Origin of the sequence: Ewingella americana ATCC 33852 (assembly GCF_000735345.1) — a bacterium.
GTDB classification, from domain to species: Bacteria; Pseudomonadota; Gammaproteobacteria; order Enterobacterales; family Enterobacteriaceae; genus Ewingella; species Ewingella americana.
The window spans coordinates 118,941-139,094 of sequence record NZ_JMPJ01000065.1 but is presented as its reverse complement, the minus strand read 5'-3'; the positions used below and the strand labels follow the sequence as shown (position 1 = coordinate 139,094).

Sequence of the window (20,154 nt, the reverse complement as noted above, 5' to 3'; positions counted from 1 at the left end):
GTGAATGGCGGGCTTTTGCATTTCAGCGTTAAGCGAGCTTACTTCACGACGCACTTAGCACACTGGTTGATGCGGATCTGCTCGAAGAAGTCGTTACCTTTGTCATCCACCAGAATGAACGCCGGGAAGTTTTCCACTTCGATTTTCCAGATAGCTTCCATCCCCAGTTCAGGGTACTCGACGCACTCGAGGCTCTTAATGCTCTGCTGAGCCAGTACCGCAGCCGGGCCGCCGATGCTGCCGAGGTAGAAACCGCCGTGTTTGTGGCAGGCGTCGGTGACTTGCTGACTACGGTTGCCTTTTGCCAGCATGATCATGCTGCCGCCGTTGGATTGCAGCAGGTCGACGTAGGAGTCCATGCGGCCCGCGGTGGTTGGGCCGAGTGAGCCGGAAGCATAACCTTCAGGAGTTTTGGCCGGGCCCGCGTAGTAAATCGGGTGATCTTTCACATACTGTGGCAGACCTTCGCCGTTATCCAGACGCTCTTTCAGCTTGGCGTGCGCAATGTCGCGGCCAACGATGATGGTGCCGCTCAGTGAGAGGCGAGTTGAGACCGGATACTCAGACAACTGCGCGAGGATCTCTTTCATCGGGCGGTTGAGGTCAACTTCAACCACGCCGGTTTCACCCTGCTGGCGCAATGCTTCAGGGATGTATTTACCCGGATTGTCTTCCAGCTTCTCGATCCAGATACCGTCGCGGTTGATTTTGGCTTTGATATTACGGTCGGCGGAGCAGGAGACGCCCATGCCGACTGGGCAAGATGCGCCGTGGCGTGGCAGACGAACCACGCGGATATCGTGCGCGAAGTATTTGCCGCCGAACTGTGCGCCGAGGCCGAGGTTATTGGCTTCCACCAGCAGCTCTTTTTCCAACTCTACGTCGCGGAACGCCTGACCGTGCTCGTTACCTTCGGTTGGCAGGCCATCGTAATAGTGAGTAGAGGCCAGTTTCACGGTTTTCAGCGTGGCTTCTGCTGACGTCCCGCCAATCACGAAGGCGATGTGGTACGGCGGGCAGGCAGCCGTGCCCAAAGTACGCATTTTATCGACCAGATAATCTTTCAGCTTAGCCGGGGTGATCAGCGCTTTGGTTTCTTGATAAAGATAGGTTTTGTTGGCCGAGCCGCCGCCTTTAGCGACGCAGAGGAATTTATATTCGTCGCCATCCACGCTGTAGAGGTCGATTTGCGCTGGCAGGTTGGTGCCAGTGTTCACCTCTTTATACATATCCAGCGGGGCGTTTTGCGAGTAACGCAGGTTGTCTTCGATAAAGGTGTTGTACACGCCTTTGGAAAGCGCGGCTTCGTCGCCACCGCCGGTCCACACGCGCTGACCTTTTTTACCCATGATGATCGCAGTCCCGGTGTCCTGACAGGTTGGCAGAATACCTTTGGCGGCGATTTCAGAGTTTCTGAGGAATTGCAGCGCGACATAACGGTCATTCTCGCTGGCTTCCGGGTCATCAAGGATGGCTGCTACTTGTTTCTGGTGAGCTGGGCGTAGCATGAAGGAGGCGTCGTGGAAAGCTTGCTGTGCGAGCAAAGTCAGACCTTCTGGCGCGACTTTCAGCACTTCTTCGCCATCAAACTGGCTAACTGAAACGTGGTCACGGGTTAACAGATAGTATTCGGTGTCCTCTTTGGCGAGAGGGAATGGATCTTGATAATGGAAAGTTTTATTCGACATTGTTTTCTCACTTAATCCGTTATTGCCGCCATGGGTACAACGACTTCCTGGGGTGATCTTCGGGTAGATCGGGGGCGACGTTTTTATTCGTGTGTATGTTGCCAGCCTAGGTGATTGGCTGGCAACAGGCTGGGGATGTTTTATTTGAGTAAAAGCACTGTTAATGGCTTGAGTATCAAATTAATCCTCCTTTAGAACAGCATGGCCATCCAAGGGTAGCCGATAAACAGCAGGGCGGCTAAGAACAGTGCGCCGAAGATGGTCCCTAAGCGCCAGTAGTCTTTGGTTGGCAGATAACCGCTGCCGTAGTAAATCGGGCTTGGACCAGTACCGTATGGGGTGATGATCCCCATCACGCCGAGAGAGGTGACCATCAGCAGGCAGAACACTTGCAGGTTGATGCCTGGGATTGCGGCACCGATGGTCAGCATCGCTGGTAACAGGGCGGTGGTGTGCGCCGTGGTGCTGGCAAACAGGTAGTGCAGCAGGTAGAACGCCAGCAGCAGCACGATAGTCGCTGTCCCCGGAGAGATACCACCCATCATCACCGCGCCTTCTTTACCTAACCAAGAGATGAAACCGGTGCGAGATAGGCCGTCGGCCAGAGCCACCAGAGTGGCGAACCATGCGAAGGTGTTCCACGCCGGTTTGTTGCTGGTGATGTCGTTCCAGTTCAGCACGCCGGTCCACAGCATCAGCACCACTACCAGCAGGGCTGCCATCGCAGGTTCGATGAAGCTGGCGGCGAAAATCCACATCATCAGGGCGCAGCATACGAACACCAGCAGCAGGATTTCATGACGGGACATTTTGCCCAGTTTTGCCAGCTCGGCGGTGGCCCAGCGCGGCACTTCGTCATTCACTTTCACTTCTGGCGGGTAGAGCCAGTAAGCCAGCAGCGGCATGGTCAGCAGCAGTAACAGACCCACTGGCAGGAAGGCGAAGAACCACATGCCCCAAGAGATATTGATGCCGGTGATGCTGTTAACGATGCCCAGTGCCAGCAAGTTCGGTGCCAACGCGGAGAGGAACATGGAGCTGGTAATACAGGCGGCGGTGATGGCAACCCACATCAGGTAAGAGCCGATTTTGCGCGCGCTTGGGTCATTCGGTTTAGAGCCGTACAGCGGCGGCAAGTTGGCGATGATTGGGTAGATAGTCCCACCGCTGCGCGCCGTGTTTGACGGAGTGAAAGGCGCCAGCAGCAGGTCGGCGAAGGCGATGGCGTAGCCCAGCGTCAGGCTGCGGCGGCCAAGATACTTCACTAAAATCAGTGCCAGACGGCGACCAAACTGGGTTTTATCATAGCCAGCGGCAAACATGAATGCGCCGAAGATAAGCCACACGGTGGAGTTGCCGAAGCCGCTCACTGCCCACTTAAAGGACTGTGCTGCCATTTTGAATTTCGGGTCAGCCAGTTCTGCCGGGCTAAACAGCAGCCACTGGCTGAACAGCGCAATCACTACCACGCCGGTTAGGCCGATCACTGCGCCGGGGAGAGGCTCAAAAATCAGCCCCACAATGACGCCAACGAACACCGCGAAGAAGTGCCATGCGTGAGGCTGCAAGCCTTCAGGAACGGGAATGAGCAACAGAATTACTGCCACCAGGATTGGCATAAGCATCATCATCAGGCGGTTTTTTTTGCCGCCTGACACTTTGCTAACCGGCGGTGTCACCATGGTTGTTTTGGAGATATCAGTCATAGGTTTGACCTAACAAGTAGTTGAGAATTCTGAGTACCCAAGATCTCGCGAGCGGCAGGAGTGTTCACTGCGGGCTCTTAACGGCTCTGTTGGGTAGGTTTGCGTAATAAAGTCAGTCTGTTTTTGATTTTTTTAGTTACTTAACTTTCTTAAGCTATTTAATGGCGGCATTTACGTTGCTCCATTATTGATATTCATTATTTGGTAGGGATATCCCCCTTAATGGGGAGGAGTTATTTATATAATGCGATTTTCCTATTTATTGCTTTTGATCTGGATCAAGAAAACCTATTTATATTTAACTTTTTAATCATGCATAAAAATAAGGGTTAATTTTTAGCGGGGGTTTTTAAGTGAAATTAATTTAGGAATTTTAGTAATGAGTGCTCTTTCTCTCGCCGTCAGGAGGTTTGCTTGCAAGTGAATTAATCTCAATTCATTGAAATTTATTGATTATTTATCTTTTTGCGCTAGACGCGCCTGCTGGGGGGCTATTCCTCATTAAGTAGTTGGGGCTAATTAAATATAAAGCTGGTGGATAATTGATGAATTGTGAACATTCTATTTGTCATTTAACAATGCATTAATAAATACAGCGGAATATTAATAGGTAAATAGTTAAATAACTAAGGTTAGAGATTATGAAAGTAAAGAAAGTAATATATTAATACCATGAGAGCGGAGACTAACTAAAAAGAATTAATCAATCCGATACCGAATTCACAAAATATTAAACACTTTAGGTTGGAGTTAATTATTATGAAAAATCGCGATCGGTTATTGAGTCCTATTACTCTGCCAAACGGCACCGCGTTGAAAAACCGTTTCCTGATGGCACCGATGACCACCTGCACTGGCTTCTACGACGGCTCGGTGAACAGCGAACTGGTGGAATACTACCGCGCCCGTGCTGGCAGCATCGGCACGGTTATCGTCGAGTGCTGCTTTATCGACGACAAAGGTCTGGCCTTCCCCGGCGCTATTGGTATCGACAGCGACAGCAAAGTGCCGGGTCTGGCAAAAATTGCTCAAGCAATCAAAGAGAAAGGCTCAAAAGCCGTATTGCAGATTTATCACGGCGGCCGCATGACCGAGCCAAAACTGATTGGCGGCCAGTCGCCGGTCGCGCCAAGTGCCTTGGCCGCGCCGCGTGAAGGTGCCGCAACGCCGATTGCGCTGACCAGCGAAGAAGTGGACGGCATGATTGCCAAGTTTGGCGAAGGGGTGCGTCGCGCCATTGAAGCCGGTTTCGACGGCGTGGAGATCCACGGCGCTAACACTTACCTGATTCAGCAATTCTTCTCGCCAAACTCCAACCAGCGCACCGACCAATGGGGCGGCAGCCGCGAAAACCGCGCCAAATTCCCGCTGGCGGTACTGGAAATCACTCATCAGATGGCCCAGCAATACGCCGATCCTTCTTTCATTATCGGCTACCGTTTCTCACCAGAAGAGATTGAAGAGCCGGGCATTCGCTTCGCTGACACCATGTACCTGCTGGAAAAGCTGGCGGCGCGCGGTCTGGATTACCTGCACTTCTCCGTCGGTTACACCCTGCGTCCGTCGATTGTTGATAGCCAAGATCCAACGCCGCTGATCGACAAATATGTCGCGATGCGCTCTGAGACGCTGGCTAAAGTGCCGGTGATGGGCGTCGGTGGCGTGGTGAATATGGAAGATGCCGAGCTGGCGTTGGAGCACGGTTACGACATGGTAGCGGTCGGCAAAGCCTGTATCGCCTACCCGGACTGGGCGGATCGCATCACCCAAGATAAGAAACTCGAGCTGTTTATCGACAGCACCCAGCGCGAAGCCTTGACCATCCCCGAGCCGCTGTGGCGCTTCTCACTGGTCGACGCGATGATCTGCGACATGAGCATGACGTCGAAAAAATTCAAAGCCGGCGTGTTTAATGAAAAAGTGCAGGACGACACCCATCAGCTGGCGATCAACGTCAGTCTGGAAACCGACCGCATTGCTGATATCGAGCTGGATGCCGACGCCGAGCTGGACGTGGCCTTCACCACCAGCTTCGAAATCATCCGCAGCCGCATTCTGGATGCCAACAGCCCGCACGTCGACGCCGTCACTGGCGCGACCACGCAGAGCGAAGCCGTGAAGAAAGCGGTTTCAAAAGCTATCGCTAAATCCTGCAAAGCCCAGCTGTTGGAAGAGGGCGGCAGCCCGTCAGCGCCGCAAAGCTATGACGTGGTCGTGGTTGGCAGCGGCGGTGCCGGTTTGGCCGCGGCGATCCAAGCCTGTGATGAAGGGGCCAAAGTGCTGGTGGTTGAGAAAATGTCGACTATTGGCGGCAACACCATCAAAGCCTCTGTCGGCATGAACGCGGCGGAAACGCGCTTCCAGAAACTCAAAGGCATTGAAGACAGCAAAGAGCTGTTCTACCAAGAGAGCCTGAAGGGCGGCCAGTTCAAGAACAACAAAGTCTTGCTGAGAGAGTTCGTCGAGCGCGCGCCGCAGGCCGTGGAGTGGCTAGCCGAGCACGACATCGAGCTGAGTGATATCACTATCACTGGCGGGATGAGCATCGACCGTACCCACCGCCCGGCGGATCGCAGCGCGGTCGGCGGCTTCCTGATTAGCGGCTTGGTGAAAAACCTCAACAAACGCAATATCGACGTGATGCTCGACACCTCGGTGACTCAGATTCGTTATGAGCAGGGCGCGGTGCAAGGCGTCGAGCTGTTAAACGATGAAAACGAAGTGCTGACCATTAATGCTAAAAGCGTGATTGTGGCGACTGGCGGTTTCAGCGCCAACCGCGACATGGTGGTGAAATATCGCCCTGAGCTGGACGGCTTCGTCACCACCAACCATAAAGGTGCAACCGGCGGCGGTATTGCGATTTTGCAGAACATCGGCGCTGATACCGTGGATATGGGCGAAATTCAAATCCACCCAACGGTTGAGCAAACTACCTCTTACCTGATTTCAGAAGCCATTCGCGGCGGCGGGGCGATTCTGGTCAATCAGGCCGGGAAACGCTTCTTTAATGAGATGGAAACCCGCGACAAAGTCTCGGCGCAAATCATCGCCCAGCCGGAAAAATACGCGTACGTGGTGTTTGATGAGCAAATTCGACTGAACAACAAGGCTGCCGATGAGTATATCGCGCGCGGTTTTGTGATTAGCGCCGAGTCTCCGCGTGAACTGGCTAACAAGTTGGAGATGGATTTCCACGCCTTCCTCGCCACCCTCGAGACTTACAACGTGGCGGTGGATAAGCAGCACGACGCCGAGTTTGGCCGCACCACGGCGATGCGCCACCCAATCAATCAGGGGCCGTTCTACGCCATTCGCATCGCGCCGGGGGTTCACCACACCATGGGCGGCGTGACCATTAACACCGAAACCTGCGTGCTGGACAGCCAGCAGCAGGCGCTGAACGGCGCATTCGCCGCCGGTGAAGTGGTCGGCGGCATCCACGGCGGCAACCGAATTGGCGGTAATGCCGTTGCGGATATCATCATCTTCGGTATTCTTGCAGGACGCAACGCCGCTCGCTTCTCCATGAAATAACGGCGAATAGCCTGTGTCGCTTCCCCGGCGCGCAGGCTTTATCCACTTGATTGACGAGATAAATCTATGACGCCAGACGATCGAATTTATGCTTACTCCGCCGTGCTGATGGGCTCTCCCATTCTGCTCAAGCTGTTTGAACATAATGAGAGTCTGGCGTCACGCGTTTTCCGGTTGATCAAACAGCAAGAGAACATTTTCACGGTCAATCGCCCGCACTCTGAAGTGATGGCGGTAAACCACGCGGCGGGCAGCCACCCGGTGGAGGTCAGCCAGCCGGTTTACGAGTTGATTAAACGCGCCAAGGCCGTGAGCTTGCTCAACGACAGCCTGTTCAACTTCACCATCGGCCCGCTGGTAAAACGCTGGAAGATTGGCTTCAACGGCCACAGCGTGCCTGCCGCCAGTGACCTGCAAAGCCTGCTTGCCCTGACCAACCCCCGTGACGTGATACTTGATGACGCCGCGCGTTCCGTCTTCTTGCAGCACGCCGGAATGGAAATCGACTTAGGCGCGATAGCCAAAGGTTATATCGCTGACGTGGTGAGGGATTTCCTGCTGGCGGAGCAGGTGCCGCAAGGGCTGATTAACCTCGGCGGCAATGTGCAGACGCTGGGCGCCAGTGGGCAAGAGGGCTGGGGGATTGGGCTGAAAAAGCCGTTTGCCGCCGAAGATGCGCTGCTGGGGGTGATCCACGTCAGCAACAAATCGGTGGTCACGTCGGGCATCTACGAGCGTTATTTCGAGCTGGACGGCCGCCGCTATCACCATATTCTCGACCCGAAAACCGGCTATCCGCTGGATAACGAGTTGCAGAGCGTGACGGTGATTTCTGAGGATTCCATCGACGGCGATATCTACACCACGCTGCTGTATGGCATGGGGGTAGAAAAAAGCCTCGAGTATCTGCAAGACCTTGCACATATCGAGGCGATTTTTGTCACTAAACAGCAGCAGATTATCTGCTCGTCCCACCGCCAGTTCGGCTTCACGCTGCTGGATAATAGCTACCAGCTGCTGCGCTGAGGCTTACTGGCAGTACTGTTTCAACAGGGCGTGATGATCTTCTTGCAGCCGATAGCGATAGACCGGCCTTCCCGTCACACCGTAATGAATGCTGGTGAACAGGATATGGCTGTCAGCCAGCCAAATCAGGTACTTACGGCAGGAAACGCGCGAGATATTCACCGAGTGCGCCAGTTCATCGGTGGAGAACTCGGTGTCAGGATGGGCATCAATCCACTGGCACAGGGTGCGCAGGGTCTGCGGCGTTAAGCCTTTCGGCAGCTTTTTATTGTCAGACGTGGTCTGCGGCTCGCCGTGTATCAGGCGATCCACGTCAGATTGCTCATAGTACTGATGATGGTCCATCAGCGTTTTCTTCTGCTGCCAGTGGGTCAGCGCCTCTTCAAAACGCGGGAACTGGAAAGGCTTGATCAGGTAATCCACCACGCCATAGTTCAGCGACTTCTTAATGGTGGCGGCATCGGCGGCGGAAGAGATAACAATCACGTCGATTGGGCGACCGGCATCGCGCAGCACCGGCAGTAAGTCCAGCCCGTTCTCCTGCTGCATATAAACATCAAGCAAAATAAGGTCGATAGGATGTTGAGAATTCAACACCAGATCTTTGGCTTGTTGTAAGGTTGAGGCCACGCCAGTGCATGTAAACCCTTCAATCTGAGTCACATAACAGCGGTTAAGCTCTGCAACCATGGCATCATCATCGACTATCAGCACATTGATCATGCCGGTTTCCTCTCACTATCCCACGGGAGTTGTACAAAAAATTGGGTGTATACATCAGGTTCTGACTCAACGCTTATGCTTCCGCCGAGGTTCTCAATTTGCTGCTTCGCCAGAGACAACCCGACGCCGCGCTCTTCACCTTTTGACGAAAACCCTTTCTCAAAAATAGCATCAATATGCTCAGGCGGAATGCCGGGGCCGTCATCGCTGACCACGCCAGCGAGCCAGCCATTCTGGTAATGCAGCAACACGCTTATCTCTCCGTTCGGCTGCTGGCCCAGAGCGTCCAGCGCATTCTCAATCAAATTACCTAGCGCGGTGATCAGCGCCGCCACCTGATCTTCATTGGCATTGTCGGGCAGCAGGCTGTCATCGCTGAGCGTCAGCTGATGGTGCATATCCGTGGCACGTTTCATCTTGCTTAACAAGAAACCGGCAATAACAGGTGATTTGATTTTTAACAGCAACGAGCCAATTTCTGTCTGATAATTGTTGGCCGTTTTGAGAATGTAATCCTCAAGCTGCGTATAGCTCTTCATATGCAGTAACCCGAGGATCACATGCAGCTTATTCATAAATTCGTGCGAGCGCTCTCGCAGCGAATCGGCGTAGTTTACCATGCCGCTCAGGCGCTGCATCAACTGGCTGACTTCGGTCTTATCCCTGAAGGTACAGATAGCGCCGATAATCACCCCATTGCTGCGCACCGGCACGGTGTTACTCAGCAGTAAACGGCCTTTAACGTTGATCTCTTCATCCTGACGCGGCACCCCGGTTTGGAGCACGTCGTTGAGGTTATGGATCAGGGGCTGCGAGCCGCCGATGTTCTCGACATTAATCGAAAACTCGGGCGCGGTTTCGCCAAACAGGTGGCGCGCTTCCTGATTAATCAGCGTCACCCGCGCGTCTTGGTCGACGGCAATCACCCCCTCTTTGATCGACTGCAACATCGCCTGTCGCTGCTCAAAAAGCGTTGATATTTCATAAGGTTCAAGCCCGAACAAGATGCGTTTGAGCATCTTCACCAAGGCAAAAGTGCCCAGCGCGCCGACCAAAGTACCAAACAGCACGGTCCACAAAATGCTCCAGCGGCTCTTATTGATTTGCTCGGTCACTTTGCTGAGGGAAATGCCAATCGCCACCACGCCAATTTGCTTGTGCTGTTCATCATAAATCGGCGTAAACACGCGCAGTGCCTCCACCAACACCCCGTGGTTGATCGCCACATTCTCTCGGCCTTGCAGGGCCGGATTGATATCATCACCAATAAAGCGGCGGCTGATCACCTCTTTATTCGGATGTGAGAAGCGAATGCCGCTCATGTTGGTCACTACCACGAACAGCAGGTCATTTCTCTTCTGCGCCGCGTCGGCAATGGGCTGAATGATGCCGCTGTCAGAAGGCTGCGTCAGCCCGCGCTTGATTTCCGGCAGGTCGGCCAGCGTTCGGGCCACGGCCAGCGCCTTCTCTTTCACGCCGTCGCGGGTGGTGTCGCTGACCTGAATAAGATAGAGCAAATGCACAACCAGCAGGACGGAGAGGATCACTGCGCCAATCATCAAAATGACCGAGGTCATCAGTTTCATGGGGCGTTTGCGCGTGGCAAAGGGTTGTTTGGTGTCGCTCATTGAAGTCTCAAGGAAAAGTGTCGTTAACCATAGGTGATAGCTTATGGTCCACGTTTGTCAGCCGAGAGTCTAGCTTGTTACTCTATTGCCGCAAACTGAACGCCGCGCTTTCACACTTGATAGCTAAACGACGATTTTTTACACAACTCCCGTGTCGAGGGAGAGTAATTTATGTTAAAACGTTCGCTTTCAAAATTCGCACCCGCTCGACTATCTCCACCAAAGGTTTCATGACATATGACAGATAATCTTCTCGAACGCATTTCCACAGCGTTAGAAGCAGAATATACGCTCGAAGGACTGGTTCGGCAGTTGCTGGAGATGCTTGAGCTGGTGACCAATATGGAGTCCACCTACCTGACCCGTATTGATGAAGATGGTGCGCAGCAGCACATTCTTTTTTCCCGTAACGGCAGCAATATGCACATTCCTGAGGGGCTGTCAGTGCCTTGGGGAGACACATTGTGCAAGCGCGCGCTGGACGAAGGTCGCCGCTACACCTGTGACGTGGCCGGAGTGTGGGGCGATTCAGAAGCCGCGAAAGCGCTGGGGATCACCACTTATGTCAGCACGCCGGTGACGCTGGCCGACGGTTCACTCTATGGCACGCTCTGTGCCGCCAGCTCTGAACACCGCGAATTATCCGAGCGCAGCGAGCAGGTGCTTCAGCTGTTCGCCAACCTGATTGCACAGCAGATCCAGAGCGAGCAGTTGCTGAAGAAGCTGCAGCTCGCCAACGACGCGCTGACCACCGCCAGCTATACCGATGAACTCACCGGCTTGCCGAATCGCCGCTCGCTGTTCAATCAGCTGCCAACCCTGTTCTCACAGGCTCACGCCAATTCGCGCTATGTGCTGATCGCTTTCGCCGATCTGGATGATTTCAAAGAAATTAATGACGTCCACGGCCACGAAGTGGGGGATGATTTTCTGGTGGCTGTTGGGCAGAAGCTGAAAGAGGGCGTGCGTGCCGATGAAGTGATTGCCCGCGTGGGAGGCGACGAGTTTATTGTCGCCGGAGCAGGGCCTGCAGAGTTTAGCGAAGCACAACAGGCGGCGCTGGCGTTCAAAACCCGCCTGTCCGAGCTGCTGACCGGCGAGTATCAGTTGCAGTCTTGTCTGATCGACTACGCCGGGCCAAGCATCGGCGCGGTGGCCATTAACCCAACGGACACCACGCCGGACATGGCGCTGCGCGAAGCCGACGCCCAAATGTATGAAGAGAAAAACCGCCGCAGAAGATGGCGCGTGGCCTAGTCCCCACAGCCTTCTTTCACAGCTTTTTTACAGCCTTAAACCCGCCAGAACTTGTTCTTACTGGTTTTGCCCACCCCGGCGTTGAAGCTGTTGGTTGGGTCGAGGCGATGCATATGCTGCTCGTAGTCCGGCGAGGCGTGGTACTGGTGGCCGACATTGTGCTCGGCCGGGTATTTCGCGCCGCGCGTTTCGATATATTCCAGCACGCCGTGTTTGAAAGCCGTCGGGTCGTAGCCGGGCTTCAGAATATAATCCTGATGGTTAACAAAGCAGAAGAAGTGGCCGCAGCACGACTCGAGCAGCACCTGCTGCTGTAAATGGGCCGGTAATTTCAGCCGCCATTCCGGGTCGTTAGAGCGCAAAGCCACGTCGAACGCCACCAGCCGCTGGTTGATGTCCAGCCCCTTGCCTTCGCAATAGTAGACCGTACAACCCCCGACGCCGAAGCGAATCAAAAACGCATTCTTCTCTTCGGCGCTGCTGCATTCAAAGAATTTACCCTGTCGGCTGGCAAAGAAATTCTGCAAAAGCGTTTTCAGCTCCTGCGCGTCTTTTTGCTCGGTTTTCAGCATCAGGTGATGCTCAAACTGGTGGTGGAAATCCATGATGCGCGGCTCGACGCCGTCGGGCGTGAATCGGTTATAGATTTGAATCAGGCTGTCAAAGGCGTGGTTGGGCAGGATCGGGATGGCGCGAACGATTTTATCAATCTGGTTTTTCTGCGCGAACATCTCGGGGATCTTCGCCGCGCCCTGTTTACTGATGGCTTTATAGACGTGCTTGGCATAGCGAATGGTTAAATCGAACGCCTGACGGTGAATGTATTCGGCCTGCAACGGCGAGGCTTGTAGGTTCTTGAGCAAGAAGCGGCGCAGCTCCACCAGCTCGGTTTCATCATTGGCGCCGATGTAAAACGTGGTGGTGCCACGGCTGCTTTCAAAGGTCGGCAGGCGCACTGAGAACACCGCCAGCTTGCCGCTGGAGCCGGCACTTTCATGCAGATATTCAGGGTTGCCGTTGTAGCGCGTCGGCTGGTCGGAATCAACATTGCGCAGCTTTTTCTCATAATCATCGGCCCAGATCCGCCCCTGCCAGTCCGCTGCGTCGCCGGTGGTGTAGTCTTTGCTGACCAGATTACCGAGGATCTCTTCGGGCGTTTCGCCCAACTCAATGCCCAGATGGTTAATCAGCTGCAGCTGGCCCTGTTCATCAATGGCGGCATACAGCGATTTCTCAGTAAAAGCTGGCCCACGGCGAATAAGCGAACCGCCAGAGTTATTGCAGATGCCGCCAATCACCGACGCGCCGATGCAGGAGGAGCCAATCACCGAATGCGGCTCGCGGTGGAAAGGTTTTAGGGCATTTTCCAGCTCGGTGAGGGTCGTGCCGGGGAAGGCCAGCACCTGATTGGCGTCATCCAGCAGGTGCAAACCATTAATCTTGCGGGTGCTGATGATCACGATGTCGCGGTCATAATCATTGCCGTCCGGCGTCGAACCGCCGGTCACGCCGGTGTTGGAGGCTTGCATCAGAATGATCACGTCATGGGCGACGCAGACTTTCAGCAACTGCCACATCTCCATCAGTGAGCTTGGCAGCGCGACGGCTAGCGCCTCGCCTTTGCCGACGCGAAATCCTTTGGTGTAGGGCACTTTGTCATTGGCTTTGGTCAGCACATGGCTATGTCCAACCACATCTTTTAACTGGTTTATCAGAGGGGTGTTCATGGTAAGGGCTCGTTTTAGTTGGTTTTCTTCCTACTTTATCAATTTATGAACAGATTGCATGTGAAAGTCAGCCAAGAAAATGAGCTAAAAAAAGAGGCTCGGGGAGCCTCTTGTCGAAGGGAGTCAGTCACTGATTATTGGAAATCGGTCGAGCGCGAAACGGCTTCCCACTCGCTGAACTCCTGCTGTAAGAATGCCAGCTTTTCGCCAACCAGCTTGATTGCATCGCTGCCCAGCAGCAGGTGCATCGGCGGGTTTTGCGTGGCGATCAGCTTCAGCATCACCTGCGCGGCCTTGACGGGGTCACCCAACTGTTTGCCGCTGTACTCCTGACGGCGCTGGCGCAGCGGCTCGAACACGTCATCGTAGTCGCTGATGCTGCGCTCGCCGCGGGTCATCGAGCGACCCGCCCAGTCGGTGCGAAAACCACCCGGCTCCACGGCGGTGACGTGAATGCCCAAGCCTTTGACCTCTTTGGCCAAACTTTCCGAGATACCTTCCAGCGCGAATTTGCTGCCGTGATAGATGCCCAGCCCCGGCAGGGTGATGATGCCGCCCATCGAGGTGATATTGAGAATATGCCCGGCGCGGCGCTTACGCATGTAAGGCAGCACGCCCTGAATCATCGCCACCGCACCAAACACGTTGACTTCAAACTGCTGGCGCACGGCGTCCAGCGAGGCTTCTTCCACCACGCCCTCATAGCCATAACCGGCGTTGTTCACCAGCACGTCAATCGACCCGACCTCGGCTTCGATATCGGCGATGGTGGCGGGGATCAGTTCATTGTGAGTGACATCAAGCACATAGCCGAAGGCGCTGCCCGGTTTGAGTTGTTCGAACGCCTGAGTGTCCTGCGCGTTACGCAGTGTGCCCACCACTCTGTGACCCTCTTTAAGCGCCTGCTCGGCCAAGGCACGGCCAAACCCAGAGGAAACACCGGTGATCAGAAGCGTTTTTGCGGAAGATGAATCTGCCATTTTGCGACCTTATTTATCAGAAGGGATGCCTGTAGAATCAGCTACAGGCTACTCCTCAGGTCGCGGCGCGATAATCCGTATAAAAGTTGTCGAGTCATGAAGAGAAACTTCACAATCAGAACTGGTGGGCGAAGCTGTCTCGAGCGATGGTTGAGCCGGAAGTCGCCAGCTCTTGTTTTAAGAAGTCGATAAACACGCGCAGTTTCAATGATATCTGGCGGCGATCAGGGTAATAGAGGCAGAAACCCGGCACCTGCGGGCACCAGTCGGGAAGGATTGAAATCAATCGCCCCTCGGCAATCAGATTTTCCACATAGCCGCTGACCATCCATGAGATGCCGACGCCGTCGAGCGTGGCCTGCATCATCGCCAGCGAATCATTGATAATAAAGCGGCCATTGACCGGCAGCGTCAGCTCTTCGCCATCTTTGCTTAGGCTCCAGCGTTCGCGCTGGCCGCTGGTGTTATGGCGGAAAACGATGCAGTCGTGGCGCAGCAGGTCAGTAGGCTTGTCGGGCATGCCGTGGCGCTCAAGGTACTCCGGCGTGGCGACAATATAGGTTTTTAGCGGCGGCCCGAGCGGCACGGCCACCATGTCTTTATCCACCATTTCGCCAAAACGAATTCCGGCATCGAAGGCGCGGCCGACGATATCCACCAGCGCGTTCTCGACCATCACTTCCAACTGAATACCCGGCCAAGCGTCGAGAAAGCGGCGCAAAATCGGTTGAAGCAAAATCAGGTGGGCGCTGCGGGGAATGTTAATGCGCAGCAGCCCGGTCGGCGTCTCGCCAGACTGCCCAAGCTCTTCGCTGGCTGACACCAACTCTTGCACGCAGGGCAGGGCGCGCTCCATAAACTGCTTCCCGGCGTCGGTCAGCGACACGCTACGCGTCGTGCGGTTGAACAGCGTCGCGCCCAGTCGTTGCTCGAGTGTGCGGATTGACTGGCTGACGGCAGAGGGCGAAATGCCAAGGCGCGCCGCCGCCGCAGAGAAGCTGCACTCTTCCGCCACCACGATAAATGAGACGATGCCGTCTAACTGATTTTGCCGCATGTTGGTTCCTTTGACTCTCTTGCCCGGCGGCTACTATATCGCTGGCGCAGGCTTCATTACAGCCCTCCCTTGAGCATATTGCGCGACACTGCCCGCTTGCCCGCCATCGCCTGAAAACGGGCAGAACGAGCGGGACGAATTTGCCGCTAAATGACGGTTTTTAGTGATCCTTTTCACAGATTAACTGCGCAATTCCCCAATGGAGCGGGATGCCTCTTTCCAATCTTCCACGAAGTGATAACCATCCCTGTAGAGGATGTGCCGAGGTGAGGGGAGAAGATGCAAAACGAGATTGTGATTGTTCTGGACTGCGGAGCCACCAATATTCGCGCGATGGCGATTGATAGCCAAGGCAACGTATTGGCCAGCGCCCACGAGCAAAATTTTACGCTGAACTCGGCAGAAAACCCGCTGTGGCACATTTGGCCGCTGGCGAGGATTATGCAAAGCCTCGAAAGCTGCTGCCAGTCGTTGGTGGCGAAGCTGCCCGACCATCAGGTTCGCGCCCTGACCGTCACGGCCTTTGGCGTGGACGGCGCGCTGGTGGACAGCCAAGGAGAGCTGATTTACCCGGTGATCAGCTGGAAATGCCCGCGCACCGAAGCCGTGATGAATAACATCGAAAAATACCTTCCCGCCGCCGAACTCAAGGCCATTACCGGCATCGCGCCTTACAGCTTCAACACGCTGTATAAGCTGATTTGGCTGCGCGAAAATGCTCCAGACTTGCTCGACCGCGCCCATGCGTGGCTGTTTATGTCGTCGCTGATTAGCTTCCAGCTGACCGGCGAAATGACCACCGAAAGAACCATGGCGGGCACCAGCCAACTGCTGGACGTCACTCAGGAAGTGTTCAGCGAGCGGCTGCTGAAGCTGGTGGGCATAGACGCTTCGCTGTTCCCTCGCATGATTAATGCTGGAGATAAAATCGGTGAATTGCAGCCGCAGATGGCGGCGCGGCTGGGTTTGAAGCCGGGCATTCCGGTGATTTCAACCGGCCATGATACGCAGTTTGCGCTTTACGGCTCGGGCGTGGGCATCAACCAGCCGGTGCTGTCATCCGGCACTTGGGAGATTTTGATGGTGCGCACGGCCAGCATCAACACCGACCTGCTGCAAACACACCACGCGGCAACCTGCGAGCTGGACAGCGCCCGTGGCTACTTCAATCCGGGCTGCCAATATCTGGCCTCAGGCGTGCTGGAGTGGATCCGCAAACTCTATTGGCCTGAGGTGCCTGCGCCGCAGGTTTATGAACAGATGCTCCTAGAAGCCGGGCGCATTCCGGCGGGCAGTGAAGGGGTGACCATGCGCAGCGACCTGATGGGCGACAAACAGGCTGGGTGGCAAGGCGTAACCCTCTCCACCCAGCGCGGGCATCTCTATCGCTCGGCGCTGGAGGCGTTATCCGTGCGCCTGCGCGAGCAGTTGGCGATGCTGGAGCAGGTGGCTGGGTTCAAAACGCAGGAGCTGGTTTTGGTCGGCGGAGGCAGCCGCAACGCCCTGTGGAACCAGATAAAAGCCGACACCTTGCAACTGCCCGTGAAGGTGCTGGCGAAAGCAGAAACCACGGTGTCGGGAGCGGCGATGTTCGCGTGGGCAGGTATTGGGGTTTATGGCTCGGCCGACGAGGCGCGCCAGCAGGTCAGCTTCGACTACGACACCTATTATCCCCGTTAGCTATTGGCGGATAACCGTGGTCACGGCTGAAACCTGCCCGATAATCACCTCACTACTACGCTCAATTTTGCTGGAATCCACCAGCAAAATGCTTTGCAGACTCTTCTTCAGCATAAATTTCTTAAACAGCGTGTTGCCATTATCCGTGTCCCAGATATTGCCGTCGGCATCCACGCCGTCGCAGGAAAAAATGAATAAATCGATGTCGAGGTTGCGCACCATGTGCAGCGGCGAGTCATTGATATAGCTGGCGAATTTACGGTCCAGCGTGCCGCCAGAGCATAAAATCTCAATCTGGGTTTTCTTCTCCAATTCGTGGCAAATCCGGTAGCTGTTGGTGTACACCGTCAGCGGCTGGTCGAGCAGTTTTTTCGCCAGATGCCAGCAGGTCGAGCTGGCATCTAGGGCGATGCACATCCCCGGCGTTATCCACTCTATGACTTTCTCTGCCAGCAGGCTTTTGCGCTGGGCGTGGCTTTTCGAGCGCGACTCGAAGGCCACGCTCGGGTCATCGGAGGGGCGTTTCAGGCTTTTGGCTTTGCCATACTCCCTCACCAGCAGGCCCTTGAGTTGCAGATACTTCAGATCCCGGCGCAGCGTCTCTTTGCTGACCTTCAGCGCCTCGGCGAGGTCATTCACCCGCAACGAGGCATTGCCTTTGAGCAAGGCAACAATTTCATCCAGCCGAGCCTGTTTATTCATCTTCACTCCAACCTTTTATCCGACATTCGGCGGCTCAATACATGGCATTTTTCAGCCTGCCAAGTCAAGGATGCGCCGACTGCCCGTTTGCTGAAAAGGCGCTGAAAACGGGCGTTGGCGAGGCGTTGGGCCGAGGGTGAAAACGCGCTTTTTTCCGCGATATTTTGAAGGCGGTCACACATCCACGCCGCCAACTGTTGCCAGCCGAATAGCCACCAGAAGATAGGCAAAACGTCACTACACCACAGTTTGCCGCGCCGAGGACATCACAATGGAAAGAACCGTTATTGCACGCCAGATAATCGACACCTGTCTGGAAATGAGCCGCATGGGCCTGAACCAAGGCACCTCGGGGAATATCAGCGTTCGCTTTGGCGACGGCATGCTCATCACCCCGACCAGCGTGCCTTACGAGCAGTTGAGCGAAGATGACATCGTGTTTGTCGACGGACAGGGCAATGCCGAAGCGGGCAAAACGCCCTCCAGCGAATGGCGTTTCCATCTGGCCATTCTGCAAGCCAAACCGGCGGAAAACGTAGTGCTGCACAACCACGCGGTACACGCCACGGCGGTAGCGATTCTGAATCGAGAGATCCCGGCGATCCACTACATGGTGGCAGCTGCGGGCGGTAAGAAGATCCCCTGCGCGGGCTACGCGACCTATGGCACACAGGCGCTGTCGGACCACGCGGTGACGGCGCTGACCGGCTATAAAGCCACACTGTTGCAGCATCACGGCATGATAACCTGCGGGAAAACCTTGGAAAAAGCGCTGTGGCTGGCGCAAGAGGTGGAGGTGCTGGCGAGGCTCTATCTGCTGACGCTGGCCGTCACGCCAGAGGTGCCTTTGCTAAGTGATGAAGCCATTGATGAAGTGCTGCGCAAATTCCACGGCTATGGCCTGAGCGACGTGGCCTGAGGTGCAATAAAAAAGGGCACCTGAGGTGCCCTTTCCAATATCGGCTGTTATTACAGCACTTTACTCAAGAATGACTTGGTACGCGGATTGGTTGGATTGGTAAACAACTGCTCCGGCGTGCCTTGCTCTTGGATAACACCCTGATCGATAAACACCACGCGGTCGGCCACTTCGCGGGCAAAGCCCATCTCGTGGGTAACGATAACCATCGTCATGCCTTCCAGCGCCAGCTGTTTCATTACTGCCAGCACTTCGCCGACCAATTCCGGGTCCAGCGCCGAGGTCGGCTCATCAAACAGAATCAACGCCGGTTCCATCGCCAGTGCGCGAGCAATCGCCACGCGCTGCTGCTGACCGCCAGACAGGCTGGAGGGCCACGCGTCGATTTTGTCGATCAGTCCCACCTTTTGCAGCAGCTTTTCAGCGCGCGACACGGCTTCGGCTTTCGACAAACCTTTCAATGACATAGGTGCCATGGTCAGGTTTTCCAGCACCGTCATGTGTGGGAATAGGTTGAAGCGCTGGAACACCATGCCGACGCCGGAACGCAGCGTGTTCAGATTGGTTTTCGGGTCATGCACCGCAAAGCCGTTAACCACCACTTCGCCGCCGTTTGGCTTCTCCAGCGCGTTCAGGCAGCGCAGGAAAGTACTTTTGCCCGAGCCGGAGGGGCCAATCACGCAGACCACTTCCTTCTCCGCGATATCGCAAGAGATGCCGCGCAAGACGTGAGTTTCGCCAAACTGCTTCTGTAAATCCTTAACGTGAATCACTTTTGCCGAACCTCTTTTCCATGTGTTGAACCAGCAGCGACAGCAGGAACGTCAGTACCCAGTAGACCAGCGAGATGGTCAGGTAGGGTTCCCAATAGGTGGCATAAGCGCCGGAAACGGTACGCGCGGCGTAGGCCAAGTCGGCCAGCCCGATAGCCGAGGCCAGCGAGGAATCTTTGACGATGGCGATGGCGTTGTTGCCCAGCGGCGGCAGAATGCGGCGAAACGCCTGCGGCAAAATCACTTTGCGCATGGTTTTGCCCCAGCCCATGCCGAGCGCGCGGGACGCTTCCATCTGGCCGTTGTCGATTGACTGAATACCTGCGCGGAAAATCTCCGACACGTAGGCACCGGCGTTCAGGGTGATAGCCACCACGCATGAGAGGAACGCGCCGTAATCCGAACGCAGGGAGCGAGCGAAGTCGGCGGACATCAGGCCGTTGGCGACTAAAATGCCGTCACGCGGGTTGATAAACAGCGGCACCAGCGCGAAATGCACCACCATGATTTGCACAAACAGCGGCGTACCGCGAAATGCGCTGACGTAAACGCGCACCGGCCACTGGACCGCGAAGCGCAAAATGAGTTTCCACGGACCATCATCGGCGCGGGCCATACGACCCAGACCCAATAACAGGCCCCAAGTCGTGCCCAAAATAACGCAAATAATGGTGCATTTGATGGTCATCAACGCGCCCTGAACAAACAGCGGGGCGTATTCGGAGATGATCTCCCAACGAAATCCGGTCAT

15 protein-coding genes are annotated in these 20,154 nt (G+C 55.2%); 5 read left to right on the top strand and 10 right to left on the bottom strand.

Annotation, left to right across the window (positions count from 1 at the left end; all coding sequences use genetic code 11):
• Window positions 1-38: 38 nt before the first annotated feature.
• Window positions 39-1,688, bottom strand: coding sequence for a class I fumarate hydratase FumA (gene fumA, locus GEAM_RS14990; protein ID WP_034792947.1), 1,650 nt, complete (start codon window positions 1,686-1,688; stop codon window positions 39-41).
• 191 nt (window positions 1,689-1,879) lie between these two features.
• A complete protein-coding gene (locus GEAM_RS14985) occupies window positions 1,880-3,394 on the bottom strand; it encodes an anion permease (protein WP_034792945.1) in 1,515 nt (504 codons plus the stop codon).
• A 759-nt stretch (window positions 3,395-4,153) separates the two neighbouring features.
• Between GEAM_RS14985 and GEAM_RS14980 the strand changes: the two genes are divergently transcribed.
• Entirely contained in the window at window positions 4,154-6,931 is a 2,778-nt protein-coding gene (locus GEAM_RS14980) for a flavocytochrome c (RefSeq protein WP_034792943.1), read from the top strand.
• 66 nt (window positions 6,932-6,997) lie between these two features.
• Window positions 6,998-7,957 (top strand): FAD:protein FMN transferase, encoded by a 960-nt coding sequence (locus tag GEAM_RS14975; RefSeq protein ID WP_034792941.1) that lies wholly within the window; start codon window positions 6,998-7,000, stop codon window positions 7,955-7,957.
• Window positions 7,958-7,960: 3 nt separating this feature from the next.
• Here the strand turns inward: GEAM_RS14975 and dcuR are convergent, their stop codons facing one another.
• Window positions 7,961-8,680, bottom strand: a complete 720-nt coding sequence (dcuR, locus tag GEAM_RS14970; protein ID WP_034792939.1) for a two-component system response regulator DcuR — start codon at window positions 8,678-8,680, stop codon at window positions 7,961-7,963.
• Window positions 8,677-10,308, bottom strand: coding sequence for a sensor histidine kinase (locus GEAM_RS14965; RefSeq protein WP_034792937.1), 1,632 nt, complete (start codon window positions 10,306-10,308; stop codon window positions 8,677-8,679). Before GEAM_RS14965 ends, dcuR begins: the two co-directional genes overlap by 4 nt.
• A gap of 237 nt (window positions 10,309-10,545) precedes the next feature.
• Here GEAM_RS14965 and GEAM_RS14960 point away from each other — a divergent pair, with 237 nt between their 5' ends.
• Window positions 10,546-11,565: a sensor domain-containing diguanylate cyclase gene (locus tag GEAM_RS14960; RefSeq protein ID WP_034792936.1), complete on the top strand. Its 1,020-nt coding sequence runs from the start codon at window positions 10,546-10,548 to the stop codon at window positions 11,563-11,565.
• A gap of 35 nt (window positions 11,566-11,600) precedes the next feature.
• On the opposite strand, the gene dld is transcribed toward GEAM_RS14960, so the two are convergent.
• From dld to GEAM_RS14945, 3 genes are all read right to left on the bottom strand, one after another.
• Window positions 11,601-13,292, bottom strand: a complete 1,692-nt coding sequence (gene dld / locus GEAM_RS14955; protein ID WP_034792934.1) for a D-lactate dehydrogenase — start codon at window positions 13,290-13,292, stop codon at window positions 11,601-11,603.
• A gap of 134 nt (window positions 13,293-13,426) precedes the next feature.
• Complete coding sequence (locus GEAM_RS14950; RefSeq protein ID WP_034792932.1) at window positions 13,427-14,272, bottom strand: oxidoreductase; 846 nt, start codon at window positions 14,270-14,272, stop codon at window positions 13,427-13,429.
• Window positions 14,273-14,387: 115 nt separating this feature from the next.
• Window positions 14,388-15,329 carry a LysR family transcriptional regulator gene (locus GEAM_RS14945; RefSeq protein WP_034792930.1) on the bottom strand — a complete coding sequence of 314 codons (942 nt, stop codon included), beginning with the start codon at window positions 15,327-15,329 and terminating at the stop codon, window positions 14,388-14,390.
• 279 nt (window positions 15,330-15,608) lie between these two features.
• On the opposite strand from GEAM_RS14945, the gene fucK reads away from it, so the two are divergent.
• Window positions 15,609-17,009, top strand: coding sequence for an L-fuculokinase (gene fucK / locus GEAM_RS14940; RefSeq protein ID WP_034792928.1), 1,401 nt, complete (start codon window positions 15,609-15,611; stop codon window positions 17,007-17,009).
• Here fucK and fucR read toward each other — a convergent pair whose 3' ends face one another.
• Entirely contained in the window at window positions 17,010-17,711 is a 702-nt protein-coding gene (gene fucR / locus GEAM_RS14935) for an L-fucose operon activator (RefSeq protein WP_034792926.1), read from the bottom strand.
• Between the two features lie 271 nt (window positions 17,712-17,982).
• Between fucR and GEAM_RS14930 the strand changes: the two genes are divergently transcribed.
• Window positions 17,983-18,630: an L-fuculose-phosphate aldolase gene (locus GEAM_RS14930; RefSeq protein WP_034792925.1), complete on the top strand. Its 648-nt coding sequence runs from the start codon at window positions 17,983-17,985 to the stop codon at window positions 18,628-18,630.
• Between the two features lie 50 nt (window positions 18,631-18,680).
• Here GEAM_RS14930 and GEAM_RS14925 read toward each other — a convergent pair whose 3' ends face one another.
• Window positions 18,681-19,403, bottom strand: coding sequence for an amino acid ABC transporter ATP-binding protein (locus GEAM_RS14925; RefSeq protein WP_034792924.1), 723 nt, complete (start codon window positions 19,401-19,403; stop codon window positions 18,681-18,683).
• Window positions 19,390-20,154, bottom strand: coding sequence for an amino acid ABC transporter permease (locus GEAM_RS14920; RefSeq protein ID WP_034792923.1), 765 nt, complete (start codon window positions 20,152-20,154; stop codon window positions 19,390-19,392). The genes GEAM_RS14925 and GEAM_RS14920 overlap by 14 nt, the downstream gene beginning before the upstream one ends.

What these genes read in the sequence shown, in the direction of transcription:
- fumA (WP_034792947.1), bottom strand. Translation starts at nt 1,688, where the DNA reads ATGTCGAATAAAACTTTCCATTATCAAGATCCATTCCCTCTCGCCAAA.
- GEAM_RS14985 (WP_034792945.1), bottom strand. Translation starts at nt 3,394, where the DNA reads ATGACTGATATCTCCAAAACAACCATGGTGACACCGCCGGTTAGCAAA.
- GEAM_RS14980 (WP_034792943.1), top strand. Translation starts at nt 4,154, where the DNA reads ATGAAAAATCGCGATCGGTTATTGAGTCCTATTACTCTGCCAAACGGC.
- GEAM_RS14975 (WP_034792941.1), top strand. Translation starts at nt 6,998, where the DNA reads ATGACGCCAGACGATCGAATTTATGCTTACTCCGCCGTGCTGATGGGC.
- dcuR (WP_034792939.1), bottom strand. Translation starts at nt 8,680, where the DNA reads ATGATCAATGTGCTGATAGTCGATGATGATGCCATGGTTGCAGAGCTT.
- GEAM_RS14965 (WP_034792937.1), bottom strand. Translation starts at nt 10,308, where the DNA reads ATGAGCGACACCAAACAACCCTTTGCCACGCGCAAACGCCCCATGAAA.
- GEAM_RS14960 (WP_034792936.1), top strand. Translation starts at nt 10,546, where the DNA reads ATGACAGATAATCTTCTCGAACGCATTTCCACAGCGTTAGAAGCAGAA.
- dld (WP_034792934.1), bottom strand. Translation starts at nt 13,292, where the DNA reads ATGAACACCCCTCTGATAAACCAGTTAAAAGATGTGGTTGGACATAGC.
- GEAM_RS14950 (WP_034792932.1), bottom strand. Translation starts at nt 14,272, where the DNA reads ATGGCAGATTCATCTTCCGCAAAAACGCTTCTGATCACCGGTGTTTCC.
- GEAM_RS14945 (WP_034792930.1), bottom strand. Translation starts at nt 15,329, where the DNA reads ATGCGGCAAAATCAGTTAGACGGCATCGTCTCATTTATCGTGGTGGCG.
- fucK (WP_034792928.1), top strand. Translation starts at nt 15,609, where the DNA reads ATGCAAAACGAGATTGTGATTGTTCTGGACTGCGGAGCCACCAATATT.
- fucR (WP_034792926.1), bottom strand. Translation starts at nt 17,711, where the DNA reads ATGAATAAACAGGCTCGGCTGGATGAAATTGTTGCCTTGCTCAAAGGC.
- GEAM_RS14930 (WP_034792925.1), top strand. Translation starts at nt 17,983, where the DNA reads ATGGAAAGAACCGTTATTGCACGCCAGATAATCGACACCTGTCTGGAA.
- GEAM_RS14920 (WP_034792923.1), bottom strand. Translation starts at nt 20,154, where the DNA reads ATGACCGGATTTCGTTGGGAGATCATCTCCGAATACGCCCCGCTGTTT.